20 protein-coding genes are annotated in these 25,082 nt (G+C 72.1%); 10 read left to right on the top strand and 10 right to left on the bottom strand.

The features are described from left to right. Window positions 1-453: 453 nt before the first annotated feature. Window positions 454-3,852 carry a hypothetical protein gene (locus tag WMF22_RS50330; RefSeq protein ID WP_438034367.1) on the top strand — a complete coding sequence of 1,133 codons (3,399 nt, stop codon included), beginning with the start codon at window positions 454-456 and terminating at the stop codon, window positions 3,850-3,852. Here WMF22_RS50330 and WMF22_RS50325 read toward each other — a convergent pair. Continuing rightward, complete coding sequence (locus WMF22_RS50325; RefSeq protein ID WP_437296969.1) at window positions 3,820-3,999, bottom strand: hypothetical protein; 180 nt, start codon at window positions 3,997-3,999, stop codon at window positions 3,820-3,822. The two genes, WMF22_RS50330 and WMF22_RS50325, sit on opposite strands and share 33 nt — an antisense overlap. Window positions 4,000-4,115: 116 nt before the next feature. Between WMF22_RS50325 and WMF22_RS50320 the strand changes: the two genes are divergently transcribed. Beyond that, window positions 4,116-5,258, top strand: coding sequence for an acyl-CoA dehydrogenase family protein (locus WMF22_RS50320; RefSeq protein WP_437296968.1), 1,143 nt, complete (start codon window positions 4,116-4,118; stop codon window positions 5,256-5,258). Window positions 5,259-5,461: 203 nt separating this feature from the next. Continuing rightward, window positions 5,462-6,652 (top strand): glycosyltransferase, encoded by a 1,191-nt coding sequence (locus WMF22_RS50315; RefSeq protein WP_437296967.1) that lies wholly within the window; start codon window positions 5,462-5,464, stop codon window positions 6,650-6,652. Window positions 6,653-6,728: 76 nt separating this feature from the next. Here WMF22_RS50315 and chrA read toward each other — a convergent pair whose 3' ends face one another. The 3 genes from chrA to WMF22_RS50300 all read right to left on the bottom strand — a co-directional run bounded on the left by chrA (window position 6,729) and on the right by WMF22_RS50300 (window position 10,465). Beyond that, entirely contained in the window at window positions 6,729-7,928 is a 1,200-nt protein-coding gene (gene chrA, locus WMF22_RS50310) for a chromate efflux transporter (RefSeq protein WP_438034366.1), read from the bottom strand. 63 nt (window positions 7,929-7,991) lie between these two features. Next, on the bottom strand, window positions 7,992-10,178 hold the full coding sequence (locus tag WMF22_RS50305; RefSeq protein WP_438034365.1) for a VWA domain-containing protein: 2,187 nt from the start codon (window positions 10,176-10,178) through the stop codon (window positions 7,992-7,994). 92 nt (window positions 10,179-10,270) lie between these two features. Further along, complete coding sequence (locus WMF22_RS50300; protein WP_080599224.1) at window positions 10,271-10,465, bottom strand: DUF5522 domain-containing protein; 195 nt, start codon at window positions 10,463-10,465, stop codon at window positions 10,271-10,273. Window positions 10,466-10,616: 151 nt separating this feature from the next. Between WMF22_RS50300 and WMF22_RS50295 the strand changes: the two genes are divergently transcribed. Then, entirely contained in the window at window positions 10,617-12,569 is a 1,953-nt protein-coding gene (locus WMF22_RS50295; protein ID WP_438034364.1) for a hypothetical protein, read from the top strand. Between the two features lie 38 nt (window positions 12,570-12,607). On the opposite strand, the gene efp is transcribed toward WMF22_RS50295, so the two are convergent. After that, complete coding sequence (gene efp, locus WMF22_RS50290; RefSeq protein ID WP_437296963.1) at window positions 12,608-13,171, bottom strand: elongation factor P; 564 nt, start codon at window positions 13,169-13,171, stop codon at window positions 12,608-12,610. Window positions 13,172-13,389: 218 nt separating this feature from the next. Between efp and WMF22_RS50285 the strand changes: the two genes are divergently transcribed. Continuing rightward, window positions 13,390-14,250 carry a tetratricopeptide repeat protein gene (locus tag WMF22_RS50285; RefSeq protein ID WP_437296962.1) on the top strand — a complete coding sequence of 287 codons (861 nt, stop codon included), beginning with the start codon at window positions 13,390-13,392 and terminating at the stop codon, window positions 14,248-14,250. 55 nt (window positions 14,251-14,305) lie between these two features. On the opposite strand, the gene WMF22_RS50280 is transcribed toward WMF22_RS50285, so the two are convergent. Next, window positions 14,306-15,328, bottom strand: coding sequence for a hypothetical protein (locus WMF22_RS50280; protein WP_438034363.1), 1,023 nt, complete (start codon window positions 15,326-15,328; stop codon window positions 14,306-14,308). 62 nt (window positions 15,329-15,390) lie between these two features. Beyond that, the gene (gene htpG, locus WMF22_RS50275; protein ID WP_438034362.1) at window positions 15,391-17,379 is read right to left on the bottom strand and encodes a molecular chaperone HtpG; all 1,989 of its coding nucleotides are present in this window, start codon (window positions 17,377-17,379) and stop codon (window positions 15,391-15,393) included. Between the two features lie 347 nt (window positions 17,380-17,726). Here htpG and WMF22_RS50270 point away from each other — a divergent pair, with 347 nt between their 5' ends. The 3 genes from WMF22_RS50270 to hisN all read left to right on the top strand — a co-directional run bounded on the left by WMF22_RS50270 (window position 17,727) and on the right by hisN (window position 20,886). After that, window positions 17,727-18,860 carry a hypothetical protein gene (locus WMF22_RS50270; protein ID WP_438034361.1) on the top strand — a complete coding sequence of 378 codons (1,134 nt, stop codon included), beginning with the start codon at window positions 17,727-17,729 and terminating at the stop codon, window positions 18,858-18,860. A gap of 122 nt (window positions 18,861-18,982) precedes the next feature. Continuing rightward, window positions 18,983-19,981 carry an alpha/beta hydrolase gene (locus WMF22_RS50265; RefSeq protein ID WP_438034360.1) on the top strand — a complete coding sequence of 333 codons (999 nt, stop codon included), beginning with the start codon at window positions 18,983-18,985 and terminating at the stop codon, window positions 19,979-19,981. Window positions 19,982-20,088: 107 nt separating this feature from the next. Continuing rightward, window positions 20,089-20,886 (top strand): histidinol-phosphatase, encoded by a 798-nt coding sequence (gene hisN / locus WMF22_RS50260; protein ID WP_438034359.1) that lies wholly within the window; start codon window positions 20,089-20,091, stop codon window positions 20,884-20,886. Window positions 20,887-20,966: 80 nt separating this feature from the next. On the opposite strand, the gene WMF22_RS50255 is transcribed toward hisN, so the two are convergent. Next, window positions 20,967-21,677: a TetR/AcrR family transcriptional regulator gene (locus WMF22_RS50255; protein ID WP_438034358.1), complete on the bottom strand. Its 711-nt coding sequence runs from the start codon at window positions 21,675-21,677 to the stop codon at window positions 20,967-20,969. Between the two features lie 126 nt (window positions 21,678-21,803). Here WMF22_RS50255 and WMF22_RS50250 point away from each other — a divergent pair, with 126 nt between their 5' ends. Further along, the gene (locus WMF22_RS50250) at window positions 21,804-22,436 is read left to right on the top strand and encodes a hypothetical protein (protein ID WP_438034357.1); all 633 of its coding nucleotides are present in this window, start codon (window positions 21,804-21,806) and stop codon (window positions 22,434-22,436) included. A gap of 39 nt (window positions 22,437-22,475) precedes the next feature. On the opposite strand, the gene WMF22_RS50245 is transcribed toward WMF22_RS50250, so the two are convergent. After that, window positions 22,476-22,880 carry a hypothetical protein gene (locus WMF22_RS50245; protein WP_438034356.1) on the bottom strand — a complete coding sequence of 135 codons (405 nt, stop codon included), beginning with the start codon at window positions 22,878-22,880 and terminating at the stop codon, window positions 22,476-22,478. A 248-nt stretch (window positions 22,881-23,128) separates the two neighbouring features. Further along, window positions 23,129-24,544: an AAA family ATPase gene (locus WMF22_RS50240; protein ID WP_438034355.1), complete on the bottom strand. Its 1,416-nt coding sequence runs from the start codon at window positions 24,542-24,544 to the stop codon at window positions 23,129-23,131. Window positions 24,545-24,686: 142 nt separating this feature from the next. On the opposite strand from WMF22_RS50240, the gene WMF22_RS50235 reads away from it, so the two are divergent. Next, window positions 24,687-25,070: a (2Fe-2S) ferredoxin domain-containing protein gene (locus tag WMF22_RS50235; protein ID WP_437296936.1), complete on the top strand. Its 384-nt coding sequence runs from the start codon at window positions 24,687-24,689 to the stop codon at window positions 25,068-25,070. The last annotated feature ends 12 nt before the right edge of the window (window positions 25,071-25,082 follow it).

The following is a 25,082-nucleotide window of genomic DNA, read 5'->3' as shown; positions in this document are numbered from 1 at the left end:
CGAGAGGCTCATGTTCAGAAATCAGGGAGGTAGCGCGTCATAAGCGACGCGAACTCGGCTCCCTTTCCTTTTAATGGTCCACCATGCCGCCATTGTGAGCCACATGCAGCACGCGCGCCGGACCCATGGTGCCTCGATCGGATTGTTGACCGCCCCCCTGAGGGTGGAACCAGGTCTCGGCCACTCGGACGACGGGGCTCTCACCTGCGATGAGCTCTGTGACGACGACATTCCCTGTCGCATCGGCGCGCTCTAGATAGACCTTTTTTGTACTCGACTCCATCTCCCCTGGACCTCGCGCCCCTTGGCGCCTCTCTGCCATTTCCGAACCAACCGCGAGCGTGCGGACGGCGCCCGCGCTAGGCTCGGCCGCCCCGGGCAGCCACGCGGGCAAGGAGACCCGAGCGCGAGCGAAGGATGCGTCGTCCCCGATCCCCCCTCTCCCCCCGATCTGTGCTCCCTGCCCTGCTCGTACCGCTCGCCTGCGGCGCGGGCGCCTGCTCCGGCGGCTCCCTGCGGGACGCGCCCGCACAGACCGGCACCGCGGCGCACGCGCCCGGCACAAGCCCGGCCCCGGCCCCCGCCCCGGAGAGCGCGCCCTCGATCGGCGCCGCCGTGGCCCCCCTGGCGAGCGTGGCTCCCCCCGGCCGCACGCCGCTCGGCACCGCGACGGTGCAGCCGCTCCCGTTCACGATCGAGCCGTCGCTCGACCGCCGCTCGGTGCTGCTCCTCTCCAAGCTGTCGTCGGATCGCGCCGGCTGGGTCAGGCGGCTCGACGCTGCCACCGGCGAGCTCGGACCGCCGCACCTGCTCCTCGACGAGGACCTCGCCGGCGCCCTCTCCTCCCCGGACGGGACCACCACGCTGCTCACCTCGCAAGGCGGCGAGCTCTGCGTGACGGCCATCCTCCCCGGCGAGGCCTCGGCCGCGCCGCGCACGTGCGCCCCGATCCGAGCGCACGCGATGGCCGCCGTGGGCGAGCGCGTCGCGCTGCTCGAGCTCGCCGAGGCCGCGCCGCGCGGCAGCGCCACGACGCCGGCCAAGCGCGCCGCGCGCGAGCGCTCCGCCGCGGCGAAGCCCGCGCGCAAGGCCCCCGGCCGCAAGGCGACGGTGGCGAAGCCGAAGCAGCCGGCAAAGACCTCCGGCGCGAGCGGCAAGGCCACGCGGAAGAAGCGCGGCGAGCACCGCGGGCGCGACGGTCGGCCCACGAAGACCACGCGCCCCGCGCACCGGCCGAAGCGGCCGGACCCGCCGCCCGAGGTCGAGGTGCGGCTCCGCTGGGTCTCGCCGTCCGAAGGGATCGCGGCCACGTCGTCCCCCACCGGGCTGCGCTTCCGGCCGCCGCTCGACGGCATGGGGCTGATCGACGCAGGCGGGCGGCCAGGCGCGATCGACCTCTTATTTTACGCGGTGAGCTCGAAGAAGACGAGCACGTCGTGGCTCGGGAGCGCGCAGATCGCCTTCGCCTCGCTCGGCGAGGACGGCAAGCTCGATCCGGGCCGGCGCGCCGTCGTTGTCGAGGGCGACCTCGAGTACGGCGCGCTGCGCGGCCACCAGGATCCGCGCCTCGTGACGGCGAGCGCAGGCGCCGTGGTCGTCGACGTCACCGGCCGCAACGGGGCCTGCCAGGCGACGCGCGTCGCGCCCTCGCTCCAGCGGCTGGCCGCCGGCGCCGCGCCCAGGGCGGTCTGCGCCGTGGATCCGGCGCGCCTCGCGGACGCGACCCCGGTCACGCCGGCCGAGATCGGCGCCCTCGAGCGCATCGCCGCGAGCGGCGCCCGGCGCGCCGCGGGGCAGCCGGGGTACGATCCGGGGCTCGCCGCGTGGGCGGGAGATCGCGCGTACTTCCAGACGATCTCCGGCGGGCTCTTCTCGGCCTCGCGCGCCGACGGGCAGCCGCGCCGCGAGCCGGACCCGTTCCCGGCGCGGCGCGCGCGCATCGCGTGGGGCGCGCTCGCGACGGACGGCGAGGGGCTCGCCTTCGCCGCGGGGCAGCTCCACCGGCTCGACGCGCGCGCCCTGGTCACCGCGGCGGCGGCGCCGGAGAGCGGCGGCGCAGCGCCGGCAGGCGCCGCCGGCGGCGCGCCGGCCACGCCGATCGGCGAGCCGGAGCGCCCCACCGACAGGCGGCGCGCCGCGCGCATCGGGTCGTCCTGGTGGCTCGCGAGGACCGACGTGGGGCGGCTCCTGCCCGAGCCGCTCGTGGTGCCCGCGCTGCGGGGGCGCGCGCACGAGGACAGCACGGCGCTCGTCGGGGGCCGCGAGCGCGGGCTCTTCCTCGAGGTGCTCGGCGACAGGCTCCAGATCACCGGGATCGACGCCTCGGGCGCGCTCACCGGGCTCGGCGCTCAGGGCGGGCTCGCGCCCGTCGCGCCCGTCGCGCCCGATCCCCACGGCGCAGGCCGCGCGCCGCCCGCCCTCACCATCGCGTCGCCGGTGCGCGCGGGGTTCGACGCATGCGAGCGCCGCGGCGGCGGGGCCATCGTCGCCGGCGTGAGCGCCGCGGATCCGCGCAGGGTCGTGGCGCTCTCGATCGACGCGCTCGGCCGGCCCGGCGCGGCGCGCGCGACCTCGCTGCCGATCGGCGAGGGCGACCTCGCGGTGCGGCTCGTCGCCCTGCCCGAGGGGGGCGCGCTGCTCAGCGACGCGGCCCGGCGCCACGTTGTGTGGCTGGACGACGAAGGCGCCGAGCTCGCGTCGCAGCCCTGGCCGGCCGACGACACGGGCGCGCTCTGCGTCGACGGGCAGCCCGCGCGGCGCGCGGTCCCGGCCCCGGCGCCCGGCGCCTTCGTGACCGTCCCGGAGCTCGCGGCGCCCGGCGCGTGCGTGGTGGGTGATGCGGTCTGGGCCTCCGACGGCAGCCTGCGGTGGTTCGGGAGCGCCGTGAGCGGCCTCGACGCGCAGGCCGAAGCCGGCGTCGCGCGCCCCGCGCTGCCCGCGAGCGCGGGCGCGGCGCGCCCGGCCGCAGGAGAGCCCGCGGAGGCGCCCGCCGCCGCGCTGCCGGGCGCGCCCGCGTGTCCGGCCGACATGGTGGCCATCGACGGCGGCCGCTTCTGCGTCGATCGCTTCGAGGCGATGCTCGTCGACGGCGCCACCGGACAGGCGCTCTCGCCCGACTACCCGTCGACCCCGAACCTGCTCGAGCTCACCCTCGCCGACTGGTCGACCGGCCTGCGGCGGATCGGCGACGTCCACGCGCGCGCCTTCCCCCTGCCGCTGCTCGCCCCCTGGCAGCGCGGCCGGGCGATCGCCGCCCTCGCCCGCTCGCGGTCCGGGGTGCGGCCGAGCGGCTACGTGACCGGCCTCGTGGCCGAGAGCGCCTGCGCCGCGGCCGGCAAGCGGCTCTGCTCGGTCGAGGAGTTCGTCACGGCGTGCCGCGGCGAGGACGACACGCTCTACCCGTACGGCGACACGTTCGAGGAGGGCGCGTGCAATGTCTACCGGCCGGCGCACCCCGCCGCGCTGCTCCACGGCAATGCGTCGGTTGGCCACCTGGATCCCCGGCTGAACCGCGTGCGCAGCGCCCGCGAGCCGCTGCTCCGGGAGACGGGCGGGAGCCCGCGGTGCAGGAGCCGCTGGGGCAGCGACGCGGTCTACGATCTCGTGGGCAACCTCGATGAGTGGGTGAACGAGCCGGGCGGAGCGTTCGCCGGCGGCTTCTACGCGCGCTCGACCCGCGCAGGCTGCGAGGCGCTGATCACGGCCCACCCGAGGAGCTACCTCGATTACTCGACCGGCGTCCGGTGCTGCCAGGACGGGCCCTCGCCGCCAGCGACAGCGACGGACGCGCCGCCGGGCGCCGCGGCCGCTCCCGCCGGCTCAGAGCCGCGGCCGCCCGGGCATCTTCCGTAGCATCCCGGTCACGGCGAAGGCGGCGGCGATCACGAGGAGCGCGGGGGTCCACGGGTGCACGGCCAGCACACCGACCATGGCGAGCAGCCAGGTCAGCAGCGAGACCAGCACCACGCTCCAGAGCACCACATCGGTCCAGCTTCTCATTCGTGCCCCCTTCGATGACGGTCCGTCCAGGGACGAGGCGAACAGCGTGCCACCCCATCGCTGATGCGCGGCCGCGCGTGCTACGTTGGGCCGCGATGAGCGCGTCATCCTCCGCAATGGCAAGCGATCTGGAAAACCCGACGGAAGAGCACCGGATGCTGCGGCAGATGGTGCGGGATTTCGCCCGTGAGGTCGTCGAGCCGCAGGCCGACGAGCACGACCGGAGCGCCACCCTGAACGTTCCCCTGATGCGGCGGCTCGGCGAGCTCGGCCTGCTCGGCGTGACCGTGCCCTCGGAGCACGGGGGCGCGGGCATGGACGCGGTCGCCGCGGTGATCGTCCACCACGAGCTCGCGAAGAGCGATCCCGGGTTCACGCTCGCGTACCTCGCCCACGCGATGTTGTTCGTGAACAACTTCTTCCACGCCGGCAATGACGAGCAGCGCGCGCGGTACCTGCCGAAGGTGCTCTCCGGCGAGTGGATCGGCGCGATGGGCATGACCGAGCCGACGAGCGGGACAGACGTCCTCGGCATGAAGACGTTCGCCCGGCGCGACGGGGATCGGTACATCCTGAAGGGGCGCAAAGCGCTCATCACGAACGCCCCGGAGGCCCAGATCTTCCTTGTCTATGCGACCATCGAGGGCCGGGTCACGACCTTCGTTGTGGAGCGGGGGTTCCCCGGGTTCTCGACCGACGAGAAGACCCCGAAGATGGGAATGCGGGGGAGCACGATGAGCGAGCTCCTCTTCGACGACTGCGTCGTTCCTGCCTGGAACGTCCTCGGCCAGGAGGGGGGCGGCATCCGCAACATGATGAGGAACCTGGAGCTGGAGCGCCTCACGCTCGCGGCCATGAGCCTGGGTATCGCGGACCGCTGTCTGGAGATCATGATCCAGTACGCCGGAGAGCGGAGGAGCTTTGGCAAGCCCATCGCCGAGCACGGGCAGATCCAGCGCTACATCGCGGAGAGCTACGCCAAGACCGAGGCGGCGCGCGCCCTCATCTACGCGGTGGCGCGCAACGTCAGCCCCGAGCGGAGAAATCGGCTCGGGACCGACGCGGCGAAGCTCTTCGCCGCGCCGGTGGGCAAGGAGGTGGCCGACAACGCCATGCAGGTGCTCGGCGGCTGGGGCTACTGCACCGAGTACAAGGTGGAGCGGTTCTTCCGCGACGCCAAGCTGCTCGAGATCGGCGGCGGCACGCTCGAGTCGCACCAGAAGAACATCACGCGCGAGCTCATCGGCCGCATCAGCTGACGCTGCCCGGCCGCGCCGATGGGCTCGCGTTACCTCGGCGCGGGTGTGTCGGCGACGGATCTCACGTAACACCTCGAGTTCGTGCCGGCCATCGCGGTGTGTCGTGGCGATGAGGGGCTGTCACACCTCGGTCGCGAAAAGTCAGCGCTGGGTTTGCGGTCCGGCCATCGAGACGCCACGCGGTTCGATCAGCATGGCCATCCATGGATTGGGGAGATCTGGCGACGGTCGCGCCGACGGCGCTGTCATCCATCATCTACACGACGATCCAAACCTCCTTCCTCTGGAGGATCGCGCGGCACCGGCTCGTGGCGCCGGTCGACGCGTGGCGACCATCCGGGGCGACCCCGTTCGTCAGCATCCTCAAGCCCGTCGCGGGCGTCGACGACGGGCTCGTCGACAACCTCGAATCCTTCGCCCGGCTCGATTACCCCTGTTACGAGATCGTCTTCGGCGTGGCCTCGCGAGAAGACCGGGCGGTGCCGGTGATCCAGGCCTTCATCGCGGCGCACCCCGAGCTGAAGGCGCGGCTCTGCCTGACGGATCCGAGCGAGGCGTTGAACCCGAAGGTGGCGCAGCTCCTCGAGCTCGAGCGCAGAGCCGAGGGCAGCGTCCTCGTCATCTCGGACGCGAACGTGTGTGTCCGCCCAGACTACCTCCGCTCGCTGCTGTCGATCTTGATGCGACCGGGCGTGGGGCTCGTCTCGAGCGTCGTCGTGGGCACGGGGGAGCGGACGCTCGGCGCGGTGGTCGAGAACGCGCAGCTCGGGGCGTTCATCGCGCCCGGGGTCGTCGCCGCCGCCGAGCTCGCGGGGCGGTCGATCAGCGTGGGCAAATCGATGGCGATGCGGCGGGTCGATCTCGCGCGGGTGGGAGGGTTCGAGAGCGTGGCCAACGTGCTGGCGGAGGACGACATGCTCGGACAGCGCTTCAGCGCGTGCGGGTTCGTCGTCGATCTCTGCCTGGATCCGATCGAGAACCGCAACACGAGCTGCTCTCTCACGCGCATGCTGGATCGACACACCCGCTGGGCGAAGATGCGGCGCACGCTCGTTCCGCGCTGCTTCGCCGCGGAGCCGCTCAACTCGCCGCTGCTCATCGCGTGGCTCACGTTGCTGCTCAACCCGACGGGCCTCGCGCTGGAGATGTGGCTGTTCGCCTGGACGCTCCAGAGCCTGGGGGCCTTCCTGGCCCTGAGGATGCTGCGCCCGGCGCGCTCCAACCTGGCGCTGGTGGCGGTGGAGCCGCTCCGGACGCTGTGCTGGTTCTTCTGCTGGCTGAACGCCTATTCGAACCGGCGGGTCTCCTGGCGAGGCAACGCGTTCCACATCGGGCCCGGGACGGCGCTGGTGGCCGCGGACGAGCCGTCTTCCCTGCGATCGCCCGCCAGGTAGCGGGGACGAGGGATCCCGGGCTGCTCCCCGGGCGCGGGCACGGCGAGAGGGGGCCGGAGCAGCGAGGAGCGCCGGCTCAGACGTGAACCGACGCGACGCCGATGACGGCGCCGGCCAGGATGAGCCAGAGCGAGCTCACGCGGTACCGGATGAGCAGGAGCGCTGCCGCGATGGCCAGGGCGCCCGTGAGCCAATCGACCACCGCCGCGCGGGCGAGGCGGAACGACACGACCGCCATCAGGGCGAGCGACGCCGCGTTCACGCCGTCCAGGAAGGCCGAGGCCACGGCCGAACGGCGGACGCGGGGGATCAGGGGTCCGCTCAGCGCGACGAAGAGGAACGCAGGAAGGAAGATGCCCGCCGTGGCGACCAGCGCGCCCGGGACGCGGCCGAGGAGATAACCGATGAACGTGGCCGTCGTGAAGACGGGTCCGGGCGTCACCTGGCCGACCGCCACCGCGTCGAGCAGCTGCGCCTCCGTCATCCACCGGTATCGCTCGACGAGATCCGCGCGGAGGAACGCGAGGAGCACATAACCACTCCCGAAGAGGACCGAGCCCACCTTGACGAAGAACAGGAACAGCGGCAGGAGCCCGAACGGCACGCCCGCCGCCGCGGCCGTCGCGGCGGCGCCGCCGGCGAGCGGGACGGCGAGCGGGACGGCGGCCGCCGCGCCGGGAGGCGGGCCCGCGGGGCGCCCGGCCGCGAGCCGGTGCGACACGGCGAGCGCGCCCGCGCCGGCCAGGACCGCGAGCTCGTGGATCCCGAAGAGGCTCGCGCCCGCGCAGAGCGCCGCGAGGCCGAGCGAGCGCCCCGAGCGCAGCCCGGCGCGGCCGAGACCCCAGAGCGCCTGGGCCACGACCGCGATGATCACCGGCTTCACCCCGTAGAGGAGCGCCGACATCTCCGGCACCGCGCCGAACCGGACATAGCCCCACGCAAACCCGAGCGTGATGAGCGCCGCCGGAACGATGAAGCACCCTCCGGCCACGAGCAGGCCCGCCCAGCCGGCCCGTCGATGCCCGATGTGGATCGCGAGCTCGGTCGAGCTGGGTCCCGGGATGAGGTTCGTGGCACCATAGAGATCGAGGAAGTCTTCGCGCGTCATCCAGCCGCGCCGGCGGACCACCTCGTCCTCCATCATCGCGACATGGGCCGCGGGGCCGCCGAAGGCCGTGGCGCCCAGCCGGAAGAAGAGCCGCGCGAGCTCCCAGAGCGCCGCGCCGCGGGCCTCCCCGGACGTCGGCGCCCCCTCGATGCCAGAGTCTTTGCTCATGATACGTGCCGCGTGAAGCAGCGCTCGCGGGGCCTCCAGTGGGCCGCGAGCGCTGGAGGCTCATCAGTCGATGGGGGGCACCGGGATCTCCGGCGGGACGAGGAAGAAGACCTTGCGGGTGCTGAGCGTGGCCACGCTGTCGCCGGTGACGACGATGTTCGCCGTGAACACCTGCGGCTCCGTCGTCGGAGGCACGGAGACGTTGACCTTCGGAATCACGTCGAAGCAGACCGTGGGCCCCGGGAGCACGTTGGTATACGTGTCCTCGACGCCGTCGAGGTTCCTGTCGATGACCTTGAGCCCGGCGGTGCAGGGCTCAGAGGCGCTGTTGTTCGCGATGATCCTGTCGACGAACGCGCTCACGGCGTCGATCGTTTCGTTCTCGTCGACCTCCGGCGTCGCCGAGATATCGAGCGTGACATAGTTCGTGAGCACCTTGATCGCCTGCACGACGGACAGGTTCAGGCCTGCGCCGGTGTTGGAGACCTCGAACACGAGCGGGCACTTGCCGTTCTCCACCGTCACGCCGCTCCCGTTCTCGCCGGTGCAGCACTGCCCGACCGCGCAATTCGGCGGGCGCGTGCCCTCAGGCCCCCACGCCGCCGGCGGAACCACCGATCCGGTCGCCAGCGCGCCGGCCGTGAGGTCCGCCTGCGCCTCGGCCGATTCGGGGGTCGGCGTCACGATGGACATGCCGATGAGGCGGCCTCCCAGGCCGGTCACCGCGCGCAGCGCCTCCGCGTGGCTCGGCGACTCCAGCCCGGAGTAGTCGTACCGCGGGATCGTCCCGTTGTGGTTCGGCATGTCGGTGATCATCACCACGATGGGCAGCGAGCCGGCGCGGAAGCCCACGCCGCCGCGGGTCCCGACCGCCTCGCCGGGCGGGATCGTGCCCGGCGGCGCGCTCGACGGGTTGAACATGGGAACGTTGGCGTGGCCCTCGCGCGTGCCCTCCCCGGTGGCGATCTGATAGAGAGCCTCCCAGCCGCTCTCCGGTTCATCGAGCCCCCCCTTGGCCGAGAGGCGATTCACCGCCTTCTGCACGGAGGTGCGCCCTCCCGGCGTGTGGACGCTCATCACCCGGTGCTCCAGGTAGAATGGCTGATCCTTGTAGACCGGCTCGGTCGCCCCGTACGGGTCGATCGGGAAGTCCCTGTAATGCGTCACCCCGATGCCGATGCTCGGGATCTCTTCGGCGAGCTGAGCGATCATCTCCTGGAGCGCTTCCTGCATTGTCCTGATCGCGCGGGTCATGGATGAGGTGGTATCCATCGCGAACACCACGTCGGCCTGCGAGATGTTGGTCGAGAAATTTAGCGTGTCCTGCGCGGGATCCGGGCGGCCCTGATAAGGCATGATGAACACGAAATCCCCGCTGGCCCGCGGGTTGTCCAGATCGTCGTTCGGGTCCGTGCCGGCGGCCTGCTCGATGAGATCGTTCACGCCGTCCTCGTCCGTGTCCTCGCGCGCGGTGCTGGACTCGCCCGGGTCGAGCACGCCGTCGCAATTGAGGTCCTCGAGCTCGTCGAGCAGGCTGTCGTTGTCGCTGTCCAGGTCGAGGAAATCGGCCCCGCCGTCCCTGTCGCTGTCGACGGGCGGCTGCTCGGGATCGCCGTCGCCGCGCTCGATCGAATCGGGCCGGCAGTCGCCGTCCGAGTCGAGATCTCGAAACGCCGGGATCCCGTCGCCGTCGGCGTCGAACGCTCTCTCGAACCGATCCAGGATATCGTCGTCGTCGGAGTCCCTGTCACGGAAATCAGGCCAGCTGTCGCCGTCGGTGTTCACCGGATCGAGCGGGCTTGGCCCGAGCTCGACCACATCCAGGAGGCCGTCGCCGTCATCGTCGGGATCCACGTAATCGGCGCTTCCATCGCGGTCGCGGTCACCGTCGCCGTCGTCCTCGTCGGGTAGCCCGTTGTTGTCGGAGTCCTCGTCGCGGTAATCCGGCACCCCGTCGCCGTCGCTGTCACGCGGCTTTGCTTCCCCTGGGAAGGGAGCGCCCTCGAGCTTGTCGGACAGCCCGTCGCCGTCGGAGTCGGTGTCCTCGAAATCCGGCTGACCGTCGCGATCCGTGTCGACCGCCACGTCGCGCCCTTCAACCGCATCGCTGATCCCATCGCCATCCGTGTCCACGCTCGGCAGCTCCGCCGACGTATCGTGGGACGGCGGCCTGTTCGCCGACGTGGCGTCGCAGCCGACGGGCACGGAGAGCAAGAGGCAGCAGAGCAGAGGGTGAAGACTGCGACGCATAGGAGCTCCCGCGCGGATGTAGGCGCGAAATCCTAGACGCTCCACGCAATCCGGATCAACCGACATTCCATGATGCGCCGGGGCTCTCCGGGTCAGGGGAGCTTCAGCCGAGGCAGCGCGACGGGGATCGACTCTGCCGGCGCCCTCTCCCGGTAAGGGCAGTGGCGGCACTTGGAGTTACAGCAGTATCCCCGCTTCAGGTGATACGCCTCTGTAAAAACCACCCGGCCTCCCTCGAGGTAATAGTCTTCGCCTTCGACGGCCCTGGGAGGCTTCGGCCCGCTCATCTACCCTCGATCAAGCTACTCCGAAAGGCGCACCGGCGCCATCCGGCGCGCGGGCGGCTGGATGGCGCGCCGGCTCCACGACGCCCGCCCGCCGCCCGTGCTACGCCTGCGCCGCCCGCCGCACACCGGTGCGCCGCCGGGTCCGCCCGCGATGCCCGATCGATCCTGCTCGAAGCTCCTCCGCGCCCTGCTCCCGCTCCTCGCCGCCGCCGGCTGCGATGGCTGCCCGAGCTCCAGGCCCTACACGCCCTACACGCTCGGCTCGGCGGAGCCCTCCGGCTCCCCGCCCCCGCTGAGCGGCGTCGGCCCTGGCGCGGCGACCGCCGGCCCCGAGGCCGACGCCGGCGCTCCGGACGCCGCCGCGCCTCGGTTCGCGGTCGTGCCGAGCGTCCCGGCGCCAGAGGGCGGCAAGCAGTGGCCCCTCGAGGGCGGCGCCGTGGCCGCGGCGCCGACCGGGCGCACGTTCGAGACCGGGCTCCTCCTCGACGTCGACGGGGACGGCGCGCGCGATCTCGTCGCCTGGGCGCGGTCGCCCGACGGCCTGCGCGGCGAGCTCCTGCTCGCGCCCGCCGCGCGGCCGCAGGCGCTGCGCACGCTCGCCGCGCTCCCCGGCGATCTCGACGCGCAGGGGTGCACTCCGCGCGTCGGCCTCAGCCAGATCGGCCCCTCCGCGCTCGCCTTCGATTTCGCCCCGCAGTGCGGCGGCGCTCACCGCGGCGCCGCGGGTACGGGCCCGACGCGCTGGCTCGCCGTGATCCGCCTGCCCGAGCCCGCCGCGGGCGCGGGCGCGCCGCCGGAGCTCGCCCTGGAGCTCCGCCTCCGCGCGCCGCCTGCGGAGGAAGCGCTCTCCGCCTCCCTCGAGGTCGCGGACCGCGACGCGGACGGCCGCGACGACCTCATCGTCTCGGTCGGCCTCTCGGGCGCCCTGCGCCCGTTCCCTGCCCCGGCGGGCGCCGCGTCCGAGATCCGCGCCCCGCTCGTCTTCCTGGATCGCCCCGCCGGCCTCTCGCGCGACGCGGCCCAGCCCGGCGAGGCGCTGCGCGCCCTCGCCGCCTCCCTGCTCCGGGACGCGCGCGGCAAGTCGACAGCGCCGGCCGTGGCCGCCTCCGCCCAGCGGCTGCGCCGGCTCCACGCGGCCCTCTGCGCCGACGCCGAGAGCGGCGCCGGAGCGACAACAGGCCGCGACGCCGCGCGCGCCGGCGAGGCCCTCGTCTGGACGGGCCCTGGCCCGGTGCGCTGCGGCGAGCCGGGGCTCGCGGCCGCCATCGGCCACGCGGAGGCGGTCGCGGCGTCCACGCGGGGCGCGCCGATCGCGGCCATCGCGGCGCTCGACCGGGGCGGCGCCGACGCGCGCACCAAGGAGGACGGCAAGCTCCTCGCGAAGCTCGCGCCGCCGGCGACCGCCGCCGCCGTGTACCGCACCGCCGCCGCCCCGCAGCCGACGAGGACCGGCGCCTTCGGCCCGCTCGCGTTCGAGGCGAGCGGCGCCCTGCTCGTCAGGACCGCGCAGGGCGTCGTCCGCGTCGACCCGGCCACGTCCACCGAGTCCGCGACGGACATCCCTCCCTGGCCCGCCGCCGTCCATGCCGGGCCCGCTGAGCTCGTCGCCGTCGAGCGGCGCTGCGACGCGCCCACCTTGCTCGCGCTCTTCCGCAGCTCGCCCGATGCCGTCGGCGAGATGGAGGTCCCGCTCCCGCTGCTCCGCGGCCAGGGGCCTCGCGCCCGGCCCGGCGCGGCCGCGCCCGAGCGCTGCGCCGGGACGGAGCGCCTGCCGTTCGTTCCGCTCGCCGCGTCCGAGCGCGGCTTCGACATCGCCCTCGGCGCCGCGCTGATCTCGATCGACCTGCGGGCGGCCGCGCCGGCCTCGTCCGCGCTGTCGTTCCCGCTCACGACGCCCGCGCCTCAGGGCGCGGCGCGGTCGCCGGACGGCGCCACGCTGGCGATCCCCGCCGCCGGCGGGCTCCTCGTGGCGACCGCGGGCGGCGCCGCGCGCCTCTGGACGGGCGGCGACCTCGCGCAGGCGACGGCGTGCGCGCCGGCCAACGGAGGCGCCCGCGTCGCGTGCGTCGCCGGCGCGGCCGCCGTGATCTTCGAGGCGAAGTGACCTCCGTCGGCGCTCGGACCCCGGAGGTCAGCCGGGGCTCAGCCCTTGTTGACGCGCTCCAGGTACTTGCCGTCGGTCGTGTCGATCTTGATCCACTCGCCCTCCTTCACGAAGAGCGGGACGTTGACGGTCGCGCCGGTCGACACCGTGGCGGGCTTGGTGGCGCCGCTCGCCGTGTCGCCCTTGACGCCCGGCTCGCTGCTCACGATCTGGAGCACCACGTGCGGGGGCATGCTGACGCCGATCGGCAACCCGTTGAACAGGGTCACGTCGATCGACATCCCGTCGCTCAGCCACTTCGAGTCATCGCCGATCTTGTCGCCGGGGACCGTGAGCTGCTCGCCGGTCGCCGCGTCCATGAACACGAAGTCGGTGCCCTCCGGATAGATGTACTGGAGGCTGCGCTCCTCCACGTCCGCCGGCTCCAGCTTCTCGCCCGATTTGTACGTGCGCTCGAGCACCGCGCCCGTCGCCATGTTCCGGATCTTGACGCGGGTGAACGCCTGCCCCTTTCCCGGCTTGACGAACTGGAAGTCGATGACCGAGTAGGGCTGGCCGTCGACCATAAACTTGAGGCCTTTTCGGATGTCGCTTGTGTCCATGGGGAGAGCTTCCTGGTAGCGTAAGGGCGGCCTGTCGGCGAGGCCGGGGATCCGCGTCCGCGGCACCCTGGCGCGGCGCGGGGGTCCGCGTTCGCGGCCCCTTCCACGGGTCGGGGGTCCGCGTTCGCGGCCTCCGTCTACAGGTCGGGGGTCCGCGTTCGCGGCCCCCTTAGCACGAGCACAGCCTCCTGCACAGGGCACGGTTTCAGGACCTGAAAATGCACGACTTCGACGACGAGCTCAGGGAGATCAAGCGTGAGATCGTGGAATCCCGTGGGCTCATCATCAAGACGAACAACCTCACGAACGCCCTCGCCGCGGATCTGAAGAGCATCTCCAAGCGCCAGATGGCGTACGAGCGGCGCGCCTTCTGGAACAGCGCGAGCGCGAACCTGCTCTTCGTGATCGTGGTGATCGGCGTGGTCAAGCTCGCCTGGGACGCACGCGTGGACGCCGTCCAGGCCGAGACCAAGGGCGCGCGCGACCGCATCGCGAAGCACGAGGCCGATCTCAAGGAGATGCAGCAGCGGAGCGACGCGCGCGCCAAGGCCGAGAGCGACGCCGCGGCGTTCTACGAGCTCATCCGTGCCGAGCGGCGACAGGAGGTGATCGAGGGCTTCGAGGCGCTGCGCAAGGCGCCGCTCACCCGGGCCGAGCTCGCGTTCTTCTCGGACTCGGTCGACAAGTCGCGCTCGGAGCTCTCGATCAAATCGTACCAGACGGGCCTCGATCACATGCGGACGGGCCGCTGGCACGAGGCCGCTGTCGCCTTCGAGGACGCGATCCGGCAGAAGGAGACGGCGTCGCACACCCCGTCGGCCCGCCTCAACCTGGCGCGCGCCTACCGCAGGCTGAACCGGCAGCGCGACGCGATCCCGCTGCTCATGACGCTCTCCGAGGCGTCGCCCGATCGGGAGGTCATGGATGACGCGACCTTCCTCCTCGCCGAGTGCCTCCTCGACATCCAGGCCTGGAACGACGCGAAGACGACGCTGCGGTCGTTCATCCGCCGCTTCCCGGACAGCGCGTACGTCAACGACGCGCGCCTCGCGCTGGCCAACGTCTCGCTCCGGCACTGACGCGCGCCGCCACGGCCGGCGCCCCCGCACGCGGCGCCGCGGCGGCGGGACGACGTCAGGACCCGCGCCGCACGTCGATCCGGCGCGGCTCGTCCTTCTTCTTGAACCAGCTGGATCGGAGCTGCCGGCGGAAGCCCGACGCGAACAGGCAGTCGCGGAACGCGTTCTGCTCGAACGTCACCGCGCTGTGCGCGAGCGGGACCTGGATGAAGATGGCGCGGCCGTCCAGGAGCTGCTTGCGCGTGAGCTCGCCCGGGCGCCGCTCGTGCAGGCAGGCGACGCCCTGCGCCTCGAGCGCGCGCTCGAGCTCGAGGTTGAGCCGCCGCACGTCGCCCGCGACGAAGTGGCTGATGAGCTTGTGCCTGTCCCGCCCCGTCCGGCTCTTCCGCTCGAGCACCCAGTCGCGGAACGCGTCGACCTCGCCGTACAGCGCGTCGAACAGGTACACCTCGTTCACCTCGCAGCCGCCGTGGCGCAGGCACGCGGCCGCGACGCGGTATCCGCCCGAGTGCGCCGACAGGCAGAGCCTCCCGAGCCTCGCCTTCCGCGGGATGGCGCGATCGCCGAGCGCCCGCCGCGCCGAGGGGCTCGCGAGCACCGACCCGAGCTCGCCGCAGAGCCGCCGGAGGCCGCCCTTCTGCCCCAGCTTGCCCGGGGGCGACTCCGCCGCGTTCACCGCGCACTGCGGCACCACGAGCACCGCGTTCTGCTTGCTCTCGTGGAGCTGCTCGCGGAGCTTGTGCGCCGCGATGGCCCGCTCCGCGGTCGTGACGTGGCCGTGGAAGTGGATCACGAGGTCGAGCTCATCGCTCTCCGGCGCGCGGTAATGGGCCGGCACGAAGACCATCGCCGTGGCGTCCTGGTAGGGAGCCCCGTCGCAGGGAAACGGCGCGTTCGACAGCTCGATCTTGAGCGTCACGCCGATGTCCGACGCCTCGACGGTCCTCACCCTGGAGGCCGCCCTGGCGAGCGCCGGCGCCGGCGCCCAGAGCCCCGGCGCGGCCAGGGCGCCGCCCGCCGCGCCGAGCGCACGAAGAAAGGCCCGGCGGCCGAGCGCCGGTGTTGCGATTCGGGACATCCTGCCGACCTCGTCCCGCGCCTATCACCGACGCTCGACCCCGGCCAAGAAACCGCGGCTCGTCAGGGTTGACCGACGGCGGCGGAGCTGACCTGCGCGAGCAGGTCCTGGATGCGCCGGACGAGCTTCGCCGGCTCCTGGACCACGCCCTCGACGAGGAGGGCCTGGTCCAGGAGGAGCTCGGACCACTGCTTCACCCGCTCCGAGCCGGGCTCACGCCCCGCCAGGATGTCGAGGTTCTTCACCACCGGGTGGCCCGGGTTGAGCTCCAGGATCCGCTTGGATTCCCCGGTATTCTGGTCGATGAGCTTCATGATCCGCTCGAAGTTCGCCCCTGGGTCCCCCTCGGCGGCGACGAGGCAGCTCGCGCTGTCGGTCAGGCGCCGCGAGACGCGCACGTCCTTCACCCGGTCGCCGAGCGCCGCCTTGACCGCCGCCACGGCCGCGTCCACCGACGCCTCCGGCTCGTCCTTCTTCTCCGGTTCGGCGCCGAGGTCGACGTCGCCGTGCATCACGCTCTTGAGGCGGCGCTTGTCGAACTCGTTCAGCGACTGCACGAACCACTCGTCGACCGGATCCACGAGGAACAGCACGTCGTAGCCGCGCTTCCGGAACGCCTCGAGGTGCGGGCTCTGCTCGACCGCGTGGCGGCCGAGCCCCGTCACGTAATAGATCTCCTTCTGCGCCTCCGGCATCTTCGCCACGTAGTCGCGGAGCGAGATGGCCTTGCCGGCCTCCGTGTTCATCGACTCGAACCGGCAGAGCTCGGCGATCGCGTCCTTGTTCTTCCAGTCGTTGGTGACCCCCTCCTTGATGACCCGGCCGAACTCCTTCCAGAAGGCCGCGTAGCGCTCGGGCTCCGACTCGGAGAGGTCCTTGAGCGATTTGAGCACCTGCTTGACGATCTGCTGCTCGATCTGGGAGAGCGTGCGGTTCTCCTGGAGCATCTCGCGCGAGACGTTCAGCGAGAGGTCCTCGGAGTCGACGACGCCGCGCAGGAAGCGCAGGTACATCGGCGTCAGCTTGTCGCAGTCCTCGACGATGAGGACCCGCTTCGCGTAGAGGCGCACGCCCCTGCGGTCCTTGTGGAACATGTCCGCCGGCGCCTTCTCGGGCACGTAGAGCAGGGCGTGGAACTGCACGGGCGCGTCGATCGACAGGTGCACGGTGAGCAGCGGCTTCTCCCCCTCGTAGCCGCCGGTCACGTGCCGGAAGAACTCCGCGTGCTGCTCCTCGGTGATCTGCGACTTGGGCAGCGTCCAGAGCGCGGCCGAACGGTTTGCGACCTCGTCGTTCACCTTGATGGGGAAATGAACGAAATCCGAGTACTTGCGGATGATCTCCTTGATCCGCCACACCTTCGTGTACTCGCGCGCGTCGTCCTTGAGGTGGAGGACGATCTTCGTGCCCGGGTGCTCGCGATCGCCGGGGGCCACGGTGAAGGAGCCCGCGCCGGACGAGCGCCACAGGACGGGCTCCGCGCCCGGCAGCATCGAGCGGGTCTGCACGTCGACGCGCGAGGCGACCATGAACGCGGCGTAGAAGCCGACGCCGAACTGGCCGATGAGCTGGAGCTTGCCGCCGTCCTTCTTCTGCTTGGCGGCCTCGGCGTTGGCCTTCAGGAACTCCAGCGACCCCGAGCGGGCGATGGTGCCGAGGTTCTGCACCACCTCGTCCCGGGTCATCCCGATGCCGTTGTCCTCGATCGTGAGGGTGTGGGCGGCGTCGTCGAGCGTGATGAGGATCGCGGGCTCGCCGGCTTGTTCAGCGACGCCCTCGCGCGTGAGGGCCAGGAAGCGGGCCTTGTCGAGCGCGTCCGACGCGTTCGAGATGAGCTCGCGGAGGAAGACCTCCTGGTTTGCGTAGAGCGAGTTGATGACCAGCGCGAGGACCTGCTGCACCTCGGCCTGGAAGGGGAGCTCGACCGCGCCGGCGGCCTTGGCCTCCTCGGACGGGGTCGACGCGGGCGTCTCCGGGCCCGGGGCCGCACCCGAAGGCTCGGCAGAGGGCGTGGAACCGCTGGTTTCGGGGTTCGGGCTTTCCGTGTTCATGTCGGCGACCAAATGGATCCGATTTTCGAAAGGGCAATCCCCCGGCGCGCGCGGAGCGCCACGGAGCGTCCCCGAGACGCGCCGCGGTGTGTCGCCTCGCTCCGGGCGCGCTCCGCGGCCAGCGCGCGGCCCCGCCGCGGCGCCCCCCTGCCGAGGTGAGGGGCTCACCAGGCCGCGGGCCGACGCCTGCGTCGAGGTCGGGATCTGCGCGCCGGGTCGTCACGTTCAGGTCGCTGTGCGCGATCCCCGCCTCCTTGCCCGGCTTTTCCGGTGGGTAAGGGTTTCTTCATCAGGTCGCCGGAGCTAGATTCACCGGCGTTGCACCCTCGCCGTCGTGGAGATCTGTTGTGGTAGCACTTCTCCGTGCAGTCCTCCGTGTTCTCCCGGCAATCGGCGTGCTGGCCGGGGTGCTGGCGCTCGCGGGGTGCGGCGATCGGGGCAAGACGGCCGAGCAGGACGTGAAGCGTCCGCCCGCCGTGCTCCAGTTCGACGGCTATGTCTACGTCCCGACCGGGACGAGCGATTTCAAGATCCTCGAGCGCGTGCGGAAGCAGACGCGATCGGTGTTCACGGGGCTGCGGAAGTCCCGGGTGATGGTGAGCCGGCGCGAGGTCCAGGGCGCGACGACGGACAGCTTCGCCAAGGAGGCCGTGACCGTCGTCGACGCCGCGGGGCACCGCACCCTCGCGCTCCGCGTGCGGTACCGCTTCGTGGCCCGGCCGGAGGTCGCGAACGGCATCGACGATCGCAAGGAGCTCCCGCTCGCGCTCCTGCACCGGGAGGACGACGACGTCGCGGAGCGCATCCACGAGGAGTGCACGCCGCCCCGGGAGCGGAGGAGGGGGGGCGCCAGCGCCGTGGGCCTCGACTTCGATCCGTCCCTTCCGAGCTGCAAGGCCGCGATGGCCGCGGAGCAGGCGGCGATCGACGCGGCGCGCGCGAAGGTGCCCGAGCTCGCGGGCGGGCCGCCGGCCTCCGCCAGGGACACCGTGGTCCCGCTCGAGGAGGTGCGGCGCCTGTACATCCCGACCCAGGTGACCGTCGAGCTCCGCGATCGTAAGCCCGGCGAGGTCGCGCCGCGCTTCGTCCCGGTGGATCGACCGGAGGAAGAGGACGCGCGGATCGCGACAGCGGAGCCGGGCGGCGCCGAGCACCCCGAGGGGCTCGAGCCGGCGGTGGTGCTCATCGACCCGGATCTCAGGACGGAGCGGACGCCCGAGGAGAAGGCGATCGCCGAGGGGACCCTGCTGCCGAAGATGCCCGCGGCCGGCGGCACGGGCGCCGTGAGCGGCGGGAGGCGCGTCGAGGTCGTGAGCCCCGCGGTGGCGCAGGCGCAGCAGCGCAAGGTGGAGGCCGCGACAGCGAACGAGCGCTTCGAGATCCCGTTCGAGACGCTGACCGACCCGAAGTTCCTGGTGGTCTGGCTGAGCCTGCTGATGGCGTATCCCATCCTCCGGGGTGATCCGCGGAAGAAGCGCTGACGCGCCGCGAGCGCTGGCGCGCGCCGCGGCGCACCTCGCCGAGAGGGGCGGCGGCGCGGCGCTCGGACCGGCGCGGGCACAGGCCGCCGCGATCGCGGGAGGCGTCCGCTACGATGCCCGCCATGATGCTTCGCCTGATGAAGAGGTTCGGCCTCGCGTTCGTGGAGACCACGAACGAACGTGCCCGCCGGGGGCCCGCGCGCCCGAGCTGGGGCTTCGGCTTCGAGTGGGTGGTCCGCTTTCTCCGCCGCGATTTCATCCAGCTGCTCGACCGGCCCTACCCGGAGGTCAGGGCCGAGCTCGACGCGCGCCCGTACTCCCAGAAGGCCGTCCGGCGCGTGAAGCGCACGGTCGACACGTTGAAGGGCGTCCCCGCGGTCTGGTTCGAGCCCCCGGGCGCGGCGTCGCGCGGCGTCGTCCTCTACCTCCACGGCGGCTCGTACCTGTACGGCTCGACGAAGACGCACGCGGACCTCATGGCGCGGCTCGCGCTGGCGAGCGGCGCCCGCGTCGTGGGCATCGACTACCGGCTCGCGCCGGAGCACCGCTACCCCGCGCAGCTCGAGGACGCGCTCGCCGCCTTTGACGCGCTGGTCGAGCGCGGCCATGCGCCGGGGGAGATCGCGCTCGCCGGCGACTCCGCGGGCGGCAACCTCGCGCTCGTCACGCAGCTCGCGCTGCGCGACCGCGGCGCGCAGGCGCGCTGCGCCGCGCTCATCTCCCCCTGGCTCGACCTCACCTCGAGCAGCGCCTCGGCGCGCGCGAACGACGCGACCGATTACGGTACCCGGGAGGGTCTCCTGCGCCAGGCGCGCGATTTCGCGGGCGCGACCCCGCTGGACGATCCCCGGCTCTCACCGCTCCACGCGCGCCTCGCCGGGCTGGCCTCGCTGTTCATCCAGGTCGGCGGCGCCGAGCGCCTCCACGACGAGGGCCAGGAGCTCGCGCGGCGCGCCCGCGAGGCGGGCGTCGACGTCACGCTCGACGTGCTGCGGGACATGCCCCACAACGGGCCGGTGCTGGCCGACTTCCACCCGGAGGGCGCGCGGGGCACGGACACGCTGGGCGCGTACCTCCGAGCGAGCCTGTCGCCGGGCGCCCGCGTGGGCGACGCGGCCTGACGCGGAGCTCGCTCCGGGCGCCGCGAGGCGAGGTGGTTGCCGTGAGCGGGCGGCGCGCGTAGGGGATCGCGCGGTGAGGCTCGCCTCGAGGGCCCACGGAGGAGACGATGACCCCTTCCCAGGACCTGGTCGAGCTGGCAGAGCGGCTCGCGGACGCCAGCGGCGCCGTGATCCGGCGCTATTTTCGCAAGGGCATCGAGGCCGACGACAAGGCGGACGCGAGCCCTGTCACGGTCGCCGACCGTGAGGCCGAGGCGGCGATACGCGAGCTCCTTGCCGCGCGCGTTCCGGGCCACGGGATCGTGGGAGAGGAGTTCGGCCGCCAGAACGAGGGGGCGGAGCTCGTGTGGGTGCTCGATCCCATCGACGGGACGAAGGCGTTCCTCACGGGCAAGCCGCTCTTCGGCACGCTCATCGCGCTGCTGCACCGGGGCCGGCCGGTGCTCGGCGTCATCGATCAGCCCGTCCTCGGGGATCGCTGGCTCGGCGTCCTGGGCCGCCCGACGCTCTGGAACGGCGCGCCGGCGCGCGTCCGCGCGTGCGCGGGGCTGCCGCTCGCGCGCCTCTCCACCACGGGCCCGCAGTACTTCCCGCCGGCGAAGGCCAGCGCCTTCGGGGAGGTCGCGTCCCGGGCCAAGCTCGTGAGCTACGGCGGCGATTGTTACCAGTATGGCCTCGTGGCGAGCGGCAGCATCGACGTGGTCGTCGAGTACGGCCTCAAGCTCCACGATTTCGCGGCGCTCGTCCCGGTGATCACCGGCGCCGGAGGGGTCATGACGGACTGGGAAGGGCGCCCGCTCGACGCCACGAGCGCCGGTGACGTGGTGGCCGCCGGCGACCCGCGCACCCACGCCGAGGTGCTCGCCGCGCTCCGCGCCGGCGATCCCCGGCAAGTCATGCGCTGACGCGCGCTGACGCGCGCCGACGCCGGCGCGCCGGTGATCTCCGGCAGAGCGCGCGCCGACGCCGGCGCGCCGGCTGCGCCTCACGCCCGGAGCCCTCGGAACTGGAGGGTGAGGGAGCTCTTCAGCACGGGATCGAGCGCCGCGCCGAGCGTCACGAAGCCGCTGAGCCAGGACAGGAGCGCCGCGAAGTAGAGGGCGAAGATGTTGTGCGCCGCGGCGAGCGGGTCGATGTCGCCCGCGACCTCGCCGCGCGCCTGCGCGTCGCGCACGAGGCCCGCGATGCGGTGGAGGAACGCGAACGTGAGCGCGTTCAGCCGCTCTCCGTTCGGACCCGACGCACCGGGAAACGCCTTCACGAACGCCTGCGACACGAGCGGCTGCTCGCCGTACATCGCGAACAGCCGCTGGAACACGTGGAGCAGCTGAGCGAGCAGGGGCTCTTTGCGCGGCAGCGCCTCGAACGCCGCGTCGACAGCGGCCGCGAGCCGGTCGTGCATCACCATCATGAGCAGGTCGGGCTTGTCGCGCGCGTGCACGAACACTGTCCCCGTCGCGACCTCCGCGCGCTCCGCCACCGCCTTGGTCGTCGTGTCGTCGTACCCGAGCTCCGTGAAGAGCGCCCACGCGGCGTCCCGGATCCGCCGGCGGGTGTCGAGCTTCTGCTGGGCGCGCCCGCCGCGCTCGGGCGCCGGCGCGATCGGCGCCGACGCGGCCGGCGCCGGCGCAGCCGGAGCTCGCGGCGCCGCGGCTCGCTTCCGGCGTTTCGTCGCGCCTAGAATGACCTTGCTCATCGACCGGGCACTCTGTTGCCGCGGATGGCTCCCCGTCAAGCGCCGTCAAACGGCGATCTCCTTGACAGAACGAGCGCGAAGAATGACCATGGTCAGTGACTGAAGTCATCGAACGAGGGTGGTGCCATGGCTCTGGTGCATTACGACGAAGGCCTCACGATGCGGGAGGCGCGGGCGCGCTACTTCGAGGTGAACCGCTTCGGCGCGGACGGCGGGTACGGCGACGCGTGGGTCGACTTCAAGCTCGGTCCGCTCCCCGTCCCTTTCCCGAACACCCGGGCGCGCGTTCGCGCCGTGCGTTACCACGACCTGCACCACGTGCTGACGGGCTACGACACGAACGCGATCGGCGAGTTCGAGATCGCCGCGTGGGAGCTCGGCGCCGGCTGCAAAAGCTTCGTGGCGGCCTGGCAGCTCAACCTGGGCGGCCTCTTCGCGGGGCTGCTCTCGGCCCCGCGCCGGACGGTCCGCGCGTTCTTCCACGGCCGCCGCAGCGAGAGCCTGTATGGCCGGCCGTTCGAGGCGCTGCTCGATCGCGAGGTCGGCGAGCTGCGCAGGGAGATGCGCGTCGATGAGCGCTCTTCGTCCGGCTTTAGCCCGGCGGCGCTCGACGTGCTCTGGCTCGCGCTCGCGAGCCTCGCGGGGATGGTGGTCGGCGTCCTCGGGTTCGCGATCGTGCTCTTCGTGGCGCCGATCGGGATCGTGAACCTGGCGCTGCGCCGGCATCGCGCGCGCAGCGCCGTCGAGGCTGGAGCCTGAGCTCGAGCTGCGCGATAACACAGCCCTCCCGGCGCCTCGTCAAGGTCGTGGCGGCGCCGCTCCAGCGGCGGCGTGCTGTGCTTCCTGTTTCCGGATGGCGCGTGCGATCAGCGGAGCCCACCGGTCAAGCAGCTCCAGTGTCCGCGGGTCTCCAGGGCGGTATTGCTGGTAGAACTGCCGTCGATAGCGGATGACCTGGGGTCCTTTGCGGAGATGGAGGCGATCGAGCATGAACTCCGCGCGCTCCCGCAAGGGTTCCGGACAGCGATCGGTCACCCCCAGCTCCAGGCTGGGAAGGATGATCTCGAACCAGTCGTCCCCGATCTCTAGCGGAGCAAGGATCCGGGACGAACGGATCCCTTGCTTGCTGCTGTTGAGCCCACCGGAACAATAGCGGAAGTTGTCCCACTCATAGGCCCTGCCGCGATCCTCATCGATTGACACGAAGTGATCGACCTGCCCGGGGGAGGATAGCCACATCGCGGTGTACGCGCAGCGCTCGTGAAACGCGTCCGCCAGTGCTTCACTGATCTCCCGCCAGTAATCGGGCGGCCGCTCCGGCTTCCGCGGAGCTTCTGGGGTGCTCGCCCGAGGCGCCGGATGTGCATCAAGCCACGCCAGGCCAGGTCCAAGCACCTTCACCTCGTACCTGTGCCGCGCCTCAGGAGAGAGCGGCTTACGGTCTACGCGGATCACTGCTTCAGCCCCTGGCGCGCAAACAACCACTGCGGCCAGAAGGGGTCCTGATCGGCCAGCACGCGCTGGAGCTCGGCATGAATGGCAGCGCCCGTGTTCAGCTGCTCCGGCAGGCGTTCATGGCGGCCCGCCATGAAGTCGTAGGCTGCGGCGATGGCTCGCTCTGCCTCGGGTGAACGGGCTTCAGGGAGATCGAACACCTCCGAGGTCAACCACCCGACCGCGTCGCCGTACTTGGTCCACGGTCGCTCCTCGAGCTCGACGTTGCGGCCTTCCTTCAGATCGAAGGTGAACAGCTTGTCCCGCGTGCCATCGAAGTGCGGCTCCAGCGAGGCGAGCACCAGGGGTGCGTGGGTCGTGAGCAGCACCTGGGGCCGCATCGCCGGCGCCTGTTCCAGCTGGCCGGCTTGTGTCTGCTCGGCGACGGGCTTGAGCCCGGACAACACCTGCAGGAGCGCGGGGACGATGTGCCGCTGCCACTTCGGATGCAGGTGCACTTCGGGTTCCTCGACCAGGATCACCATGCGGTCTGCCGGTGGCCAGCCAATGATCCGCGAGGCTCGAACGTGCTCGGTCCAGGCCCACACGATCAGATACGACAGGCTAAGGATCTGCCGCATCCCGGCGGATGCGTGCACGACGGGCACACCGGCCGCGTAAGGCAGGTCGATGGTAGGAATCCGGCGGACGTCGTCGAGATAGAGCCGCACGGGCTTGCCGGGAATCATGGGCTCGTCAGGGTGCGAGAGGAGCTGCAGCACGAGGCGGAGCAGGTCGAAGGGCTGCTCCGCCTCGTGGCCAGCCTCCGCCTCGAGCTGCCAGGTCACCCAGTCGTGGACGAGCCCGTTGCAAAGCGTCTTCCCCTCGCGTTCCAGTCCATTCCAGAGTTCCTGTTGGCTGAAGTGATAGGCCTGCGCCGAAGCGATGCGCCGACCGTGAGTCTCTTCGCGAGGCTGGCCGCGTGCGGGATCCCAGAGCGAGAGCGCTCCGTTGACGCCCACGTAGAGAACCGGGACGGCCAGCTCCAGCTTGGCTGCCACATCGAGGCCCCGGTGCGCAGAGACCCAGCCGTTCACCGGAAGACTCCGCCTCGACGGCTCGAGATCCCACCCCTGCGCAATCCGGTTGAAGCTCGCCTCGAAAGTGTACTCGTCCTCGCGCGGCGCGTGCTCGCCACGATCCCACTTGAGTTTGTAGCGGAGCTCGCCGGCAATGGCCGCGCTCTCCTCTCGCCCACGCTGCGGCAGCACCGGCCGGTCGAGCCAGGTCCCGGTAAGCGCCCACCAGGCCACCTCCAGCACGAAGCTCTTCCCGAGCCCGTTATCGCCGGTGAGCACATTGAGGCGCTCGCCCAGCTCCAGGTCGAAGCGGGCCGCCGGCCCCACGTCCTTGATGTGAAGCGCTCGCAGCATCGTCTCTTCCCTTACCCTATCCACCTGGCGTACACGCCTGTCCAGCGCCCGCCGTCGTTGACCGCGCAGTTCACCCGCCGGCGGCGTCCACCGCCCCCGCCCCAGCTTGACCTGGCCCCCGCGACGCACGAGGATCCGCCTCGTGCCCCAGCGAAAGCGCTACCTCTTCGTCTGCGTCAACCGCCGCCCCGACGGTGTTCCCAAGGGCTCCTGCGCTCAGCGCGGCGCCGACGGCATCCACGTGCAGCTCAAGGCCGCGCTCGCCGAGCGGGGCCTCGCGAAGGTCGAGGCGCGCGCCTGCTCCGCGAGCTGCCTCGACGTCTGCTGGGCGGGCCCCGTCATCGCCGTCGAGCCGGACGGCTACTTCTACGGCCGCGTGACCCCCGCCGACGTCCCGGAGATCGTCGACGCCCTCGCGTCCGGCCGCCGCGTCGAGCGGCTCGTGCTCCCGCCCGAGGACTTCACGGAGGCGACGGCCGCCCCGCCGCTGCCGGCGCCGCCCCGCGGCGCGCCCCCGCAGGCGTGAGGGGCGGAGGCG

The sequence above is a fragment of the Sorangium sp. So ce204 genome, assembly GCF_051526795.1.
In the GTDB taxonomy this organism is placed as follows: Bacteria; Myxococcota_A; Polyangia; order Polyangiales; family Polyangiaceae; genus Sorangium; species Sorangium cellulosum_B.
Note: the sequence above shows the minus strand (reverse complement) of the source record. Positions and strands in the feature narration are given on the sequence as shown.

Coding starts and splice junctions, on each gene's coding strand:
- WMF22_RS50325 (WP_437296969.1), bottom strand. CDS start 3,999: ATGAGAAGCTGGACCGATGTGGTGCTCTGGAGCGTGGTGCTGGTCTCG.
- WMF22_RS50320 (WP_437296968.1), top strand. CDS start 4,116: ATGGCAAGCGATCTGGAAAACCCGACGGAAGAGCACCGGATGCTGCGG.
- WMF22_RS50315 (WP_437296967.1), top strand. CDS start 5,462: ATGGATTGGGGAGATCTGGCGACGGTCGCGCCGACGGCGCTGTCATCC.
- chrA (WP_438034366.1), bottom strand. CDS start 7,928: ATGAGCAAAGACTCTGGCATCGAGGGGGCGCCGACGTCCGGGGAGGCC.
- WMF22_RS50305 (WP_438034365.1), bottom strand. CDS start 10,178: ATGCGTCGCAGTCTTCACCCTCTGCTCTGCTGCCTCTTGCTCTCCGTG.
- WMF22_RS50300 (WP_080599224.1), bottom strand. CDS start 10,465: ATGAGCGGGCCGAAGCCTCCCAGGGCCGTCGAAGGCGAAGACTATTAC.
- WMF22_RS50295 (WP_438034364.1), top strand. CDS start 10,617: ATGCCCGATCGATCCTGCTCGAAGCTCCTCCGCGCCCTGCTCCCGCTC.
- efp (WP_437296963.1), bottom strand. CDS start 13,171: ATGGACACAAGCGACATCCGAAAAGGCCTCAAGTTTATGGTCGACGGC.
- WMF22_RS50285 (WP_437296962.1), top strand. CDS start 13,390: ATGCACGACTTCGACGACGAGCTCAGGGAGATCAAGCGTGAGATCGTG.
- WMF22_RS50280 (WP_438034363.1), bottom strand. CDS start 15,328: ATGTCCCGAATCGCAACACCGGCGCTCGGCCGCCGGGCCTTTCTTCGT.
- htpG (WP_438034362.1), bottom strand. CDS start 17,379: ATGAACACGGAAAGCCCGAACCCCGAAACCAGCGGTTCCACGCCCTCT.
- WMF22_RS50265 (WP_438034360.1), top strand. CDS start 18,983: ATGATGCTTCGCCTGATGAAGAGGTTCGGCCTCGCGTTCGTGGAGACC.
- hisN (WP_438034359.1), top strand. CDS start 20,089: ATGACCCCTTCCCAGGACCTGGTCGAGCTGGCAGAGCGGCTCGCGGAC.
- WMF22_RS50255 (WP_438034358.1), bottom strand. CDS start 21,677: ATGAGCAAGGTCATTCTAGGCGCGACGAAACGCCGGAAGCGAGCCGCG.
- WMF22_RS50250 (WP_438034357.1), top strand. CDS start 21,804: ATGGCTCTGGTGCATTACGACGAAGGCCTCACGATGCGGGAGGCGCGG.
- WMF22_RS50240 (WP_438034355.1), bottom strand. CDS start 24,544: ATGCTGCGAGCGCTTCACATCAAGGACGTGGGGCCGGCGGCCCGCTTC.